Source organism: Leifsonia sp. 10L418 (assembly GCF_056395445.1).
Genome location: NZ_JBFTJN010000007.1, coordinates 119,395 through 132,437 on the forward strand (window position 1 = coordinate 119,395; position 13,043 = coordinate 132,437).

Consider the following 13,043-nt stretch of genomic DNA (forward strand, 5'->3'; position numbering starts at 1 on the left):
AGCAATGAGTTGTCAGATCCGTCTTGCCACTTCGTCTGACCTCGACGCCGCAGCCCGCGTGCTCGCCGCCGCCTTCGACGCGTACCCCTGGACGCGATGGTCCATTCCCCACGACGGATACGCGAATCGCCTCGAGAAGCTTCAGCGCCTGTATCTGTCCCACGCCCTGGAGCATGGCATCGTGCTCGTAGACGAACAACTGAGCGCGGTCGCAGCGTTCCTTCCACCAGATTCTCCAGAGCCCACTGAGCAGACACAACAGCACGTCGCCGACCTGCTCGGAGCGCGCGTTGCAGTGCTCGCCGAGCTGTCACTGCCCGATGCACCAGCTGGAGCGTGGACTCTTGAAACTGTCGGTGTTGATCCGGCCCATCAGGGGACGGGACTCGGAACAGCCGTGACGGCGGCCGGCCTCGCGATGATCGACGAGCGCGCCGCACCCGTTGCCCTCGAGACCTCGAACGAACGGAATGTGCGTCTCTACCAGAGGCTCGGATTCTTCACCGTCGCCACGACCGCGATCCCAGGGGGTCCAATTGTGTACTCGATGAGCCGCACGACCCCGTCATGAGCCGCACGACCCCGTCATGAGCCGCACGACCCCATCCAGTGGCGGTTACTCGACGAGCTTCCCGGCCGTCGACACCTCACGGATCAGCTCGGCGACTTCCTCCGAAATCTCCGGGATTTCTTCGCGGACCACGCCGGTCGTGGGGGACCAGACGAGGTTGACCTGCAGGGTCGGATCAATCTCCGGGTAGTCGCTGCGGTTGTGGCATCCGCGGGTCTCGCGGCGTTCCACCGCCGCCTCGAGGGTGGCGCGGGCGGCCAGCGCCGACGCCTTGAGGTCGAAAGCGTGTGCGAGATCCTGGAAGCCGGCGATGTCGGGGTGGATTCCGACGTTCTGCATGCGCTGTTCAATGTCGTCGAGCTTGGCGAGGCCGGCCGTCAGGCCCTCCTCGTCGCGCACCACCCCGGCGTGTTCGGTCATCATGTTGCGGATGGCGCGCTGCAGCGCCCGCACGTTTTCGGGGCCGTCGGCCGCGAGCAAGTCATCGATCTCTGCGCGCGCCTGGGCCAGTGCCGCGGCAGAGCGCGGCTGGGCCTCGAGCGACGCCGAGTGCTCCGCCGCAGCATGGGCGACGATCCGGCCGAAGACGAGCAACTCGATCAGCGAGTTGCCGCCCAGACGGTTGGCACCGTGCAGACCACTGGATGCCTCACCGATCGCGTACAGGCCGTCGACATCCGTGCTGTGGTCCTCTGGGCGCACCCAGACGCCGCCCATCGAGTAGTGCGCGGTCGGTGCCACCTCGATCGGCTCCTTGGTGATGTCGAGCATCTGCACCTCCATCATGGTTTGGTAGACGCGCGGCAGGCGCTCCATGATGGTTTCGCGCGGCAGGTGTGACACGTCAAGCCAGACGCCGCCGTTGGCGGTACCGCGGCCCTCCTTGATCTCGGTGTACGCAGCCAGAGCCACCCGGTCGCGGGTGGAGAGATCCTTGCGCACCGGATCGTAGCGCTCCATGAAACGCTCGCCGGAGGAGTTGCGCAGGACGCCGCCCTCACCGCGGGCGGCCTCGGAGATCAAGGTGCCGGCCGCGTTCTCTGGCTCGATGATGCCGGACGGGTGGAACTGCACGAGCTCCGGATCGCGCAGCCGAGCGCCGGCGTCTACTGCCAGGCGGAACGAATCGCCGGTGTTCTCGTCGCGGCGTGAGGAGGTGCGGCGCCAGATGCGGTTGTGGCCGCCGGCCGCGAGGATGACCGCGTCGGCGTGGATGAGGTAGCGGGTGCCGGTGTTGAGGTCGAATCCGTAGGCGCCGAAGACCTGGTTGTCCTTGACCAGCAGCCGGGTGATGTAGACCTCGTCGAGGATCGGGACATCCAACTGCGCGGCGCGGTTGACCAGGCTGCGCTGGATCTCCAGGCCCGTGTAGTCGCCGGCGAACGCCGTGCGACGAAAGGTGTGCGCGCCGAAGAAGCGCTGCGAGATGCGCCCATCGTCTTCGCGGGCGAAGTTCATTCCATAGCGTTCCAGATCCTGGATGCCCTGCGCAGCACCGCGGGCGACGATCTCCACGGTGTGCGGGTTGGCCAAGAAGTAGCTTTCCTTGATGGTGTCGGCGGCGTGCTGCTGCCAGGAGTCGTCCTCGTCCATGGTGCCCAGCGCCGCGTTGATACCGCCTGCGGCGAGCGAGGTGTGCGCGTCGTTGCGGGGGCGCTTGCCCACCGCGAGCACGTCGACTCCCATTTCGGCCAGCTCGATGGCGGCCCGAAGCCCCGAGCCGCCGGTGCCGATCACCAGGACCGTGGTGGAAATCTGCTTTTCAATCGCTTTCGATGCGTTCATGCTTCAACGCTAAGAATCGACTCATGATTAGTCCAATGAATCATTCGAGTCGTTTCAATGCGTTTAGGCTATTGGAATGAACCTGGAACAGCTCCAAAGTTTCGTGGAAGTGGCTCGCATCGGGCACTTCACCCGTGCCGCCGCACATCTGCATTTGGCCCAGCCGTCGCTCAGCCGGCAGATTTCAGCCCTCGAAGCGGATCTCGGCGCGCCGCTCTTTCACCGAGCCCGGGGCAACATCACCCTGACCGCGGCCGGCGAATCGCTGCTTCCGCTGGCCAAGCGCATGCTCGCGGATGCCGACACCGTCAGGTACGAGATGCAGGAGCTGGCCGGCCTCCGAACGGGTCGGGTGCGCCTCGGGGCCACCCCGACGCTGTGCATCAGTCTGGTCGCCGAGGTGCTGACGTCCTTCCACGCGACGTACCCGGGCATCGACCTGCACCTGACAGAGGGGGGCTCGCACGGGCTGCTGGACGAGCTTTCCGGCGGGACGCTCGATCTGGCGCTCGTCACTACATCCGATGGCCGCCCATCTGCCATGAGCCTCCGCCGGCTTCCTCTTCTCACCGAGGAACTGGTGGTCATTGCCGCGGCCGAGAGCCCGCTTCTGCACGATCTTCAGGCCCTCACGCTCACGGAGCTCGCTGCGCTCCCACTGATCACGTTCCATGAAAGCTACGACTTGCGGGCCATGACAATGCGCGCATTTCAGGAAGCCGAGCTGGTTCCGACCGTGATCCTCGAGGGTGGGGAGATGGACTCAGTGCTGCGCTGTGTGGAACGCGGCCTGGGGGTGGCGGTCGTACCCGCCATGGTCTTGGCAGACCGGCCTGGCCTGCGCTCCGTTCGGCTCACCGCGCCGCGCCTTGCCCGGTCGATCAGTCTCGCCCAGCGCAATGACGTGACATTGACCCGCGCCGCTGAGGCGATGCAGAGTCTGATCATTGAGACGGCGAATGTGCTGTCGTCGGTCGAGGCCGGGGGTGAGGGGCTGATCACGCGGGCCGCCTAGGTTTTCGAAGGCGCCGAGTGGCGCCCGGTGGTGGCCTCAGGTCCGAATCTGACGGATGGCGTCGGGGATGGATCCCGACCAGGCCGGGCCGTGACCCGGCACGATGCGATGCGCCGCGACCGCGGAGAGCCCGTCGAGGGAACGGAGAGCTTCGGCCGGATCATCGGTGAACGGGGCCGGCTGCGGGCCCGTCACTCCGGTGAGCACGTTGCGGGTGGTGAGCGCATCGCCGACGAAGACGGTGTCGACTGACGGCACGAAGACGGCGACGCTTCCCGGTGAGTGGCCGGGCATCCCGATGATCTGCGGCGAGCCGGGCAGGGCGAGCGTCTCGCCGTCGCGCATCTCGACCACCGAACTCAGGTGCTTCGTCATCGCGCCGCCCTTGCGCACGGCGTACGCGGCGAAGCCGAGCACTGCGCCGAACCGCTTGGATCCGCCCGGGGCGTGCGAGGTCGCTTCTCCGCGTGCCCGGGCGGCATCGGCGGAGTGCACGTACACGGGGATGCCGTGCTCGCGGCGGAGCCGTTCTGCGATGCCGATGTGGTCGCTGTCGCCGTGAGTGAGCACCACCCCGCGGATGTCTGTGAGATCGCGGCCCATGTCCGAGAGTTCTGCACGAAGATCGGTCCAGTGGCCGGGCAGGCCGGCATCGATCATGGTGATCCCGTCGGGGGTCTCGATGAGGTGAAATGCCACGATGTCGTTGCCGACGCGACGGAGGCCTGGAGCGAGTTGCATTGTCTTGCACCTTTCGGATTGCTACGCTGGCTACATGGCTACGATACATAGCCATCATGGCTATAGTCAATAGCTATCAATTCTCAAGAGAGAGCCGCGGAGCACAATGCCAACACCTGAACGCACATCTCGCGAGGCGATCATTGCCGTTGGCCGCGAGCTCCTGGAAGTGGAGGGCCTCGCCGGGTTGAGCATGCGGGCGGTCGCCGACCGTGTCGGCGTCAAAGCTCCGTCACTCTACAAGCGAGTGCGAGATCGCGACGAGCTCGTTCGGCTCATCACCGAGGCGACCCTCAACGACCTCGGAGAGCATCTGCGGAGCGCCGCAGCCGAGCCGACGGATGCCGCATCGCGAGTCGCCGCGCTCGCGCTGGCGTTCCGGTCCTTCGCGCATCGCTTCCCGGCCGGGTTTCACCTCATCTTCGCGCCTGGCTCGGTGAATACTCGTCCGTCCGGCGACCTGATCGTCGCATCGAGCGAGCCACTCCTTGAGGTTGCGGGCGCGCTCGCCGGGCCGGACCATGCGCTCGAAGCTGCGCGCACACTCACGGCGTGGGCCAACGGTTTCATCGGCATGGAGCTGGCGGGCGCGTTCAACCTCGGCGGGAACGTCGACGAAGCCTTCGCCTTCGGCATCCGCACGCTGACATCCGCTCTTCAGATCCGCGAAGGGGTGCCAGCGGCGAGTTAATCCGGTCGCCGCGTTAGCATCGCTGTTGGACGCATCCGTTGATGCCAACCGCACCGTCTCACACCCGATGCCGACCGTCGCTGACCGCAGCACGAGCAACGCGATCGCACGATCGGCATCCGCGAAAGGATAAATCGTGGTCAGCTTCCGAACAACACTGTGGGCCGCCGGCGGCAACAACGTGGGCATCGTCGTGCCCGAGGATGTCGTGCTCGGCTTCGGCCGCGGCAAACGTGTTCCCGTCATCGTGACCATCGATGGCGACTATTCGTACCGCAACACCATCGCATCGATGGGCGGTCAGTTTCTGATCTCGTTCAACGCCGAGACCCGGGCTGCCACTGGCAAGGGTGCGGGCGATGAGATCGAGGTCACCCTCGACGTTGACGACGCACCGCGCACCGTCGACATCCCCGCAGAGCTGGCGGCGCAACTCGATGCGGACCCGGTGGCGACGGAGGCATGGTCGGCGCTCTCGTACAGCAAGCAGCGCGCGCATGCCGAGTCAGTTGCAAGCGCGAAGAGCGACGACACCCGAACGCGCCGGGTGCAGGCGGTCATGGATGCGCTGCGAGGCTAGCTGCAGGACGGGGGGACCCGCGGTTCCATCCTGCGTTCGGGCCGTCTAGTCGTCGATCACCGCTTCGCCCCGGCGCTCCAGATCGGAGAGACCATCTCGCATGGCCTGCAACTGGTCGGCCGAATGCCCCACCCAGTCCCTCAGCTCACCGACGACCTTCACCGGCTCCCGGGTGCGGAACGAACGGGTCGGATTGCCGGGAAACCGCTTGTCCGTCACATTCGGATCGTCTTCAAGGTCGCCGAGCGGTTCCACAATGTAGATCCGGCCGGGCCCCTCGCCCACGGCAAGTTCGGCGCCCCAGGTTGCGGCATCCAGAGTTGCCGTCACGTAGATGTGGTTCGCCGTCCGGCCCCCACCGAAGTTCGAACGGCGCCCGGGCACCAGGAGATCGCCCACGGTGAGGTTCGCTTTTGTCCCGTGGAACAGCGCCCCGGACTCGTGGACCTCGAACGGTTTGGGCACTTGTGTCATGTACACCCCTCGCAGACTTGTTCTGCAGCCCCAGCCGGAGCCGCCTACGAACGTGGTCTCGATTCAAGCACGAGCAACTCCCCATAGAGTCAAGGCCAGATGAAAAGTCACACGAGTGCATTGCAAAGTCGCGGATTCCTGAGCGCCGAGGACCTGACCTCGTTTGGTCAGATGTCAACCGAAGACCTCATTCGGAAGGTCGACTCCGACGACGCCGTCGAGCGATCTGCAGCCATCCGTTTGCTCGCACGCACGACGTCCGCGGGTGATTCGTTGAACCATATCTTCGTGGAACGACTCACCCGCGAAACCAAGCTCTACACCAAGCTCGAGATCTGTGAGGCGCTTCAGAGTGGAGGGGTACCAAGCGCGCGATTGCTCACCCCGCTGCTCGGCAAGATCGGGAAGAACCAGCACAAGCATCCCTCAGCTGAGGTGTTTAGGAAATCTAGCTATCCGCTTCCGCGAGACATCGTGGCTCGAACTCTTGCTCGGATGGATCCTCAGATTCTGCCGATGCTCATCGCCGTTCTTCGCGAGCGCCCGCGCGATGAGGTCGCAGAGGTCATCGATGCGATTGGGTTCATGTGCTTCTATGCGGCAGTGACGCCAACGGATCGATTGGCGGCATTGCGCGCACTGATTGACACCTTTCACGAGAACCCGAACGACGAGCTCGTGCAATGGAAGGTGGCGCGCGCTTTCGAGAGCTTCAATCATCCGGATTGCCTCTCACTACTGAGCGTGATTGAAAGGTGCGGTTCGATAGCGCCACTTCGCCAAGAGGCTCAACGCTCGCTCGCGCTGGCGGTTGAGCAGCCCTCCATGTGAAGTCTCCCTGCCGACTCGGCCGGTGATCTGCGACGAGCCGGTGTCCTGCGTCGAGCCGGTGTCCTGCATCGATGAATCGGCGGCCGCGAGGCGCGCCGATTCATCGACCCAGGCGGCTGTTATGCCGAGATCGACTCCGTGGGAGCAGGGACGGATGCCGGTGGCTTGGTCATCGCACGGGCGGTGATCACTGCTCCGACGAGGGCGAGGATTGCTGCGCCCAGGAAGGCGGCGGAGTAGCCCTCGGTCAGCTCGACCCGTGACGGGTCGGTTCCGGACATGCCGTAGACGATTGCCGTGAGCACGGCGAGTCCGAGCGCTGACCCGATCTGGTAGCTGGTGCTCACGAGCCCTGAGGCAACGCCGGTTTCGGCGGGTGGTGCCGCGTTGATGGCGGTGCCGAGAGAGGGAACGAACGCGAGTGACATTCCGAGGGCCGCCAGGAGCGAGGCGGGAAGAACGTCGACGGCATAACTTCCGTCGGGACGCACCAGGGAAAGCCACAGGAGTCCCGCCGACAGCACAAGGAGGCCGGCGACAATCAGCGATTTCGCGCCGAATCTCGCTTGAAGCCGTGGCGCCAACGCAATCATGACGACTACGACAAGGCCAGTCATCGGGAGAAGTGCGGCACCGGCGGCGAAGGCGGACGCGCCGAGAACCTGCTGCAGGTACAGGTTCAGGAAGAACCACATCGATACCCATGCCGCACCGAGGAGGAGTTGGGCGCTGTTGGCGGCCGCGAGCAGGGGTGCGCGAAGCAGTCCGAGACGCAGCAGGGGGCTCTGACTCCGTGCCTGGATGATGAAGAAGATCACCAGCAGCACGATGCCGACGGCCAGCACGCTGAGGGTCTGCGCAGTGAGCCAACCAACATCCGGGGCGTTGACGACGGCATAGACGATCGCGGCGAGGCCGGCTGTCACGGTGAGGGCGCCGCCGATGTCGATTGAACCCGATGCCTTCCGCACGGTTCGGGGGAGTGTCGTTGCGGTGAATGCGAGCACGAAGACCGCGATCGGAATCGTGACGTAGAACACCCACGGCCAGCTCGCATACTCGGTCAGCACGCCTCCGAGGAAGACTCCGGCGGTGCCACCGATTGGAGCTGCTGCGCCATAGACGGCGAAGGCCTTGGGGAGGTCAGATGTGCCGCCGAAGAGCATCATCAGCAGGGTCAGAGCCGCCGGTGCGATCAGTGCTGAACCGGCACCCTGAATGGCGCGGCCCGCGATCTCGAGGCCGATTGTGCTGGCCGCTCCCGCCATCAACGATCCGGCGATCAGCACGAGCCAGCCCAGAACGAAGATCTTGCGCGCGCCGAAGACATCGGCGAGGCGACCGCCCAGCAGGAGGAGGCCACCGAAGGCGACCACATAGGCGTTGAACACCCACGAGAGAGACTCCGGCGTGAAGCCGAGATCTCGTTGAATGTCGGGCAGGGCGACACCGATGATCGAGGTGTCCATGATGACAACGAACTGCGCTGTGGCGATCAGCACGAGGCCGAGCCACCGCTTCGCCGGTGAGAGGGGTGGATGGGTTGACATGTGATTTTCCTCCTGAGAAACGGCCGGTAATACCCGGTAGGGGTATACCTTATACCCCTGGGGGGTACATGTTTCAACCGGTCATCTTTCGCTTGCTTAATACCCTGGTGGGGTATACGGTAACTTTTACGGATACCCGGTAGGGGTACCGAGGAGTGTGAGGATGCGCGATGGCTACGAACGAGTACCAGGTGACAGGGATGACCTGCGGGCACTGCGAGATGTCGATCCGTGACGAGGTCGGCGAGATCGCTGGGGTTGAGGACATTCAGGTAAGTGCGCAGACGGGCACGCTCGTTGTGACGGGCTCCGATGCGGTCGACGATGCCCAAGTTCTGGCCGCCGTGGAGGAGGCAGGCTACCGGGCGGTGCGAGCCGCATGAAGACTGGCGCACGTCTTGCCATTTACGGGCTCGGACTCGTCGTGGCCTGTGGCGGTGCGTTCGGCATCGCCGGCGCTGTCGTTCCCGACAGCGTCGTCACAGGGTGGACGAAAGGAAGCGAGATGAACGGTCATGACAAGGGGCACGATCCCGAAAGCGCTGCGTCGGCAGACGCGAACGGAACCGCAACGAGTGCAGCGGTCGCGGCAGCAGTGAAGGGCCTCGCGCTCGGCGCCGACGGGTATGTGCTGTCGCCGGTCGAGGCACCCGCAACGGTCGGCGACCCCGGCGAGCTGAGCTTCCAGATCCAGGATGCCTCCGGCGTTCCGGTCACGACGTACACGACCTCCCACGATAAGGAGCTGCATCTGATCGTGGCGCGGTCGGATGGCAGCCAGTTCCGCCACGTTCACCCGACGTTGGACGAGTCAACGGGCACGTGGTCGATGCCGTGGGAATGGGCTGAAGCAGGCAGCTACCGCGTGTTTGCGGACTTCACGACTGCCGACGCATCCGCTCTGACGCTCACCCGCACCGTGCAGGTGGCCGGAGCGTTCACTCCGGTGGTGCCGCAGCCGATTCAGGTCGATCAGGTCGACGGCTTCACTGTTTCACTCGACGGCGAGATGGTGGCGGGCTCGGCCAGCGAGCTCACGATTACCGTCGACCGTGACGGTGCACCGGTCACAACGTTGGAGCCCTACCTGGGTGCATTCGGCCACCTCGTTGCGCTGCGTGAGGGCGATCTCGCCTTCTTGCACGTGCACGCCGAGGGCGAAGAACCCGTCGCGGGCGAGACGGCAGGGCCGCAGATTGTGTTTGCCGCAGTGGCTCCGACCGCGGGTCGATACCTGCTGTACCTGGACTTTCAGGTCGACGGCGAGGTTCATACCGCCGAGTTCGTGCTCGACGCCGGCCACGCCGCCGCTCCCGCCGACGCCCACAGCGACGGGTCCGCGAACACCGAGAGCGCAACGCATCCGGAAGGGCACTGACCGTTAGGTCTCGCCTTTTCTCCAGCTAGCAGAAGGAACAGCACATGAGCACAACAGCGCCCCCGAGTGTGGGCACAGGCATCGAGTTGGAGATCGGCGGGATGACCTGCGCCTCCTGCGCGATGCGGATCGAAAAGAAGCTGAACAAGCTCGACGGCGTCACCGCAACCGTGAACTACGCAACCGAGAAGGCGAAGGTCACTGTGCCCGACGGGTACGACCCGGCGCTGCTGATCGCCGAGGTCGAGAAGACCGGATACAGCGCCGCGGTGCCCGCCCCGAAGGGCAAGACGAAGGATGGCGCGGGCTTCGTTGACGCCGACGACGCAGACCCGGAGCTGCTGTCGCTGCGCAACCGGCTGATCGGTTCGATCGTGCTGACCCTTCCGGTGATTGCGATGGCGATGATCCCCGCGTTGCAGTTCACTTACTGGCAGTGGGCGTCACTCGCGCTGGCTGCCCCCGTGATCCTGTGGGCGGCGTGGCCGTTCCACAAGGCGGCGTGGACGAATCTCAAGCACGGCGCCGCGACGATGGACACCCTGATTTCCATGGGTACCTCCGCTGCGTTCCTCTGGTCGCTGTATGCGCTGTTCTTCGGCACCGCCGGAACCCCGGGGATGACGCACCCGTTCGAGTTCGCGCTGGCGCCCTCCGATGGCGCGGCGAACATCTACCTCGAGGTGGGCGCCGGTGTGACGATGTTCATCCTCGGCGGCCGCTACTTCGAAAAGCGCTCGAAGAAGCAGGCCGGCGCAGCATTGCGCGCATTGCTCGAGCTCGGCGCGAAGGAGGTGTCGGTGCTGCGCGTTGGGGTCGAGACGAAGATTCCGGTCGAGGACCTGCACGTCGGTGACGAGTTCATCGTTCGCCCGGGGGAGAAGATCGCCACCGACGGTGTGGTGGTCTCCGGGTCGAGCGCAGTGGACGCATCCATGCTCACCGGCGAAGCGGTGCCGGTCGAGGTCGCCGAGGGAGACAGCGTCACCGGGGCCACGACGAATGTCGGCGGCCGGCTCTCGGTGCGTGCCACCAGAGTCGGGTCGGACACGCAGTTGGCGCAGATGGCCCAGCTCGTGGAAAATGCCCAGACCGGCAAGGCCGAAGTACAGCGCCTCGCCGACCGGATCTCTGGCGTGTTCGTGCCGATCGTGATCGTGATCGCCTTCGCTGCGCTCGGCGGATGGCTCGGTGCCGGTTTCCCGGTGACTGCGGCATTCACCGCGGCGGTCGCGGTGCTCGTGATCGCGTGCCCCTGCGCGCTGGGCTTGGCGACGCCGACGGCGCTGCTGGTGGGTACCGGCCGCGGGGCGCAGATGGGCGTGCTCATCAAGGGCCCGGAAGTGCTGGAATCCACCCGCACCGTCGACACCGTCGTGCTGGACAAGACCGGAACGGTCACCACCGGCAAGATGACTCTCGTCGATGTGTTCGTCGAAGCCGGCACCGATCGTGCCGAACTGCTGCGTCTGGCCGGAGCATTGGAGGATGCCTCTGAGCACCCGATCGCGCAGGCGATCGCGAAGGGCGCGACGCAGGAAGTGGGAACGCTGCCGACTCCTGAAGGCTTCGCGAACATCGAAGGCAAGGGCGTTCAGGGCATTGTCGATGGCCATGCCGTACTGGTGGGCCGCGAGTCGCTACTGGCCGAATGGTCGCTGCAGCTGAGCCGTGAGCTTGCGTCGACGAAGGCGCGCGCCGAGGGTGAAGGCAAGACGGTGGTTGCCGTGGGCTGGGACGGCCAGGCACGAGGCATCCTCGTCGTCGCCGACACGGTGAAGCCGACCAGCGCCGAGGCGATCGCGCAATTCAAGGCGATCGGGTTGACACCGATCCTGCTCACCGGCGACAACGAGGCAGTCGCCCGGCGAATCGCCACCGAGGTGGGCATTGAGCAAGTCATCGCCGAGGTTCTTCCGAAGGACAAGGTCGATGTGATTGTCCGGCTGCAGTCGGAAGGCCGGATCGTCGCGATGATCGGCGACGGCGTCAACGACGCCCCCGCGCTGGCCCAGGCCGACCTCGGTCTGGCGATGGGCACCGGCGCGGATGTCGCGATCGAAGCATCCGACATCACCCTGGTGCGCGGCGACCTGCGCAGTGCGGTCGACGCCATCCGCCTCTCCCGCAAGACGCTCGGAACCATCAAGACCAATCTCTTCTGGGCGTTCGCCTACAACGTCGCGGCGATCCCTGTCGCGGCGCTCGGAATGCTCAACCCCATGCTTGCCGGGGCCGCGATGGCGCTCTCCAGCGTTTTCGTCGTCGGCAACAGCCTGCGCCTGCGCGGGTTCAAGAGTGTCGCAAAGCAATAGCGCGACCCACCCCACACCACCCACAGAAAACACGAAGGGAATCACCCACAATGACAAACGACCTCGAGGCGACCTCCAGTTGCTGCAGTACCAGCACCAGCGCATCCACCTTTACCGCGGCCGGCAACGCACGCGAGAACCTGATGGCGAGCGGCGCTGCTGACGACATGACGACCTGCCCGGTCATGGTCGGCAACCCCGTCAGTAAGACGGCGGCCGAAGCGACCGGTCTCTATCGCGACTACGAGGGCGAGCGGTACTACTTCTGCTGCGGCGGTTGCGGGCCGGCATTCGACTCGGATCCGGCCACGTACGTCGCCAACATGGCGTAGCCACGCGGATGCGGGGTTCTCGGTGTGAGATTTTGGTGCCGCGGACCCCGACGCGAGAAGCGCGTAGATCAGCAGAAAAGCGGCAGATAGTCTGTCACCACAGGGATGACCGCAACGTCGCCCCGGGAACTTCACAACTCCACCCGCACCCTGCCCATTCTGAATCGCTGGAACGTTAGGAACGTACGATGTCACCCTCCGAGACCTCCGCAGAAACCCACGGGTACATCAGCGACAAGGACAAGTACCTCAAGCGCATGGGGCGCATCGAGGGTCAGGCTCGCGGTATCTCCAAGATGATCGACGATGAGAAATATTGCATCGACATCCTCACCCAAGTCAGTGCACTCACCAGTGCGCTGCAGGTCGTCGCGCTCGGCCTGCTTGACGATCACCTCAAGCACTGCGTTCTCGACGCGGCGAAGCTCGGTGAAGACGAGGCTGCCGCAAAGATCAAGGAAGCCAGCGACGCGATCAGTCGACTCGTCCGCTCCTGACTAACTCCGGCAGTCTGAAATCGGGCATACCCCGGGTGGTCGAGACCTGGCGCGATGTCTCTCGCTAGGTTGTAGGGATGAGTATCAGGGGATTTCAAGGGGCGAGTGCGGTTCTGGCGGCGGCCTGTTTGGCCATGACGATGGCGGGGTGCTCGGCGACGTCACCGGAGGCTGCAGCACCAATTGCAACGCCGACGGTGAGCGTCACCCCCACGCCGACTCCCACGCCGACACCGACGCCAACATCTGAACCCATCACCTGCGACACCGCGTTCACCGCGGA

General features: G+C 65.1%; 15 protein-coding genes. 10 read left to right on the plus strand and 5 right to left on the minus strand.

What is annotated here, in order from left to right:
• Positions 1-4: 4 nt before the first annotated feature.
• On the plus strand, positions 5-571 hold the full coding sequence (locus AC1DCF_RS14745; protein ID WP_477211687.1) for a GNAT family N-acetyltransferase: 567 nt from the start codon (positions 5-7) through the stop codon (positions 569-571).
• Positions 572-616: 45 nt separating this feature from the next.
• Here AC1DCF_RS14745 and AC1DCF_RS14750 read toward each other — a convergent pair whose 3' ends face one another.
• Complete coding sequence (locus AC1DCF_RS14750; protein ID WP_477211688.1) at positions 617-2,356, minus strand: L-aspartate oxidase; 1,740 nt, start codon at positions 2,354-2,356, stop codon at positions 617-619.
• A 76-nt stretch (positions 2,357-2,432) separates the two neighbouring features.
• Between AC1DCF_RS14750 and AC1DCF_RS14755 the strand changes: the two genes are divergently transcribed.
• The gene (locus AC1DCF_RS14755; protein ID WP_477211689.1) at positions 2,433-3,371 is read left to right on the plus strand and encodes a LysR family transcriptional regulator; all 939 of its coding nucleotides are present in this window, start codon (positions 2,433-2,435) and stop codon (positions 3,369-3,371) included.
• Between the two features lie 36 nt (positions 3,372-3,407).
• Here the strand turns inward: AC1DCF_RS14755 and AC1DCF_RS14760 are convergent, their stop codons facing one another.
• The gene (locus AC1DCF_RS14760) at positions 3,408-4,112 is read right to left on the minus strand and encodes an MBL fold metallo-hydrolase (RefSeq protein ID WP_477211690.1); all 705 of its coding nucleotides are present in this window, start codon (positions 4,110-4,112) and stop codon (positions 3,408-3,410) included.
• 106 nt (positions 4,113-4,218) lie between these two features.
• Between AC1DCF_RS14760 and AC1DCF_RS14765 the strand changes: the two genes are divergently transcribed.
• Positions 4,219-4,803, plus strand: coding sequence for a TetR/AcrR family transcriptional regulator (locus AC1DCF_RS14765; RefSeq protein WP_477211691.1), 585 nt, complete (start codon positions 4,219-4,221; stop codon positions 4,801-4,803).
• A 136-nt stretch (positions 4,804-4,939) separates the two neighbouring features.
• The gene (locus AC1DCF_RS14770) at positions 4,940-5,383 is read left to right on the plus strand and encodes a YdeI/OmpD-associated family protein (RefSeq protein WP_477211692.1); all 444 of its coding nucleotides are present in this window, start codon (positions 4,940-4,942) and stop codon (positions 5,381-5,383) included.
• 45 nt (positions 5,384-5,428) lie between these two features.
• Here the strand turns inward: AC1DCF_RS14770 and arr are convergent, their stop codons facing one another.
• Positions 5,429-5,857: an NAD(+)--rifampin ADP-ribosyltransferase gene (gene arr / locus AC1DCF_RS14775; protein WP_477211693.1), complete on the minus strand. Its 429-nt coding sequence runs from the start codon at positions 5,855-5,857 to the stop codon at positions 5,429-5,431.
• Positions 5,858-5,956: 99 nt separating this feature from the next.
• On the opposite strand from arr, the gene AC1DCF_RS14780 reads away from it, so the two are divergent.
• Positions 5,957-6,688, plus strand: a complete 732-nt coding sequence (locus AC1DCF_RS14780) for a hypothetical protein (RefSeq protein WP_477211694.1) — start codon at positions 5,957-5,959, stop codon at positions 6,686-6,688.
• Between the two features lie 119 nt (positions 6,689-6,807).
• On the opposite strand, the gene AC1DCF_RS14785 is transcribed toward AC1DCF_RS14780, so the two are convergent.
• A complete protein-coding gene (locus AC1DCF_RS14785; RefSeq protein ID WP_477211695.1) occupies positions 6,808-8,238 on the minus strand; it encodes an MFS transporter in 1,431 nt (476 codons plus the stop codon).
• 170 nt (positions 8,239-8,408) lie between these two features.
• On the opposite strand from AC1DCF_RS14785, the gene AC1DCF_RS14790 reads away from it, so the two are divergent.
• From AC1DCF_RS14790 to AC1DCF_RS14810, 5 genes are all read left to right on the plus strand, one after another.
• On the plus strand, positions 8,409-8,621 hold the full coding sequence (locus AC1DCF_RS14790) for a heavy-metal-associated domain-containing protein (RefSeq protein WP_477211696.1): 213 nt from the start codon (positions 8,409-8,411) through the stop codon (positions 8,619-8,621).
• Entirely contained in the window at positions 8,618-9,616 is a 999-nt protein-coding gene (locus AC1DCF_RS14795; protein WP_477211697.1) for a heavy-metal-associated domain-containing protein, read from the plus strand. The genes AC1DCF_RS14790 and AC1DCF_RS14795 overlap by 4 nt, the downstream gene beginning before the upstream one ends.
• Before the next feature lie 44 nt (positions 9,617-9,660).
• Positions 9,661-11,931, plus strand: coding sequence for a heavy metal translocating P-type ATPase (locus AC1DCF_RS14800; protein ID WP_477211698.1), 2,271 nt, complete (start codon positions 9,661-9,663; stop codon positions 11,929-11,931).
• Positions 11,932-11,981: 50 nt separating this feature from the next.
• Positions 11,982-12,263, plus strand: coding sequence for a YHS domain-containing protein (locus tag AC1DCF_RS14805; RefSeq protein WP_477211699.1), 282 nt, complete (start codon positions 11,982-11,984; stop codon positions 12,261-12,263).
• A gap of 188 nt (positions 12,264-12,451) precedes the next feature.
• Entirely contained in the window at positions 12,452-12,760 is a 309-nt protein-coding gene (locus AC1DCF_RS14810) for a metal-sensitive transcriptional regulator (protein WP_441789197.1), read from the plus strand.
• A gap of 94 nt (positions 12,761-12,854) precedes the next feature.
• Here the strand turns inward: AC1DCF_RS14810 and AC1DCF_RS14815 are convergent, their stop codons facing one another.
• On the minus strand, positions 12,855-13,019 hold the full coding sequence (locus AC1DCF_RS14815; RefSeq protein ID WP_477211700.1) for a hypothetical protein: 165 nt from the start codon (positions 13,017-13,019) through the stop codon (positions 12,855-12,857).
• Positions 13,020-13,043: the final 24 nt, after the last annotated feature.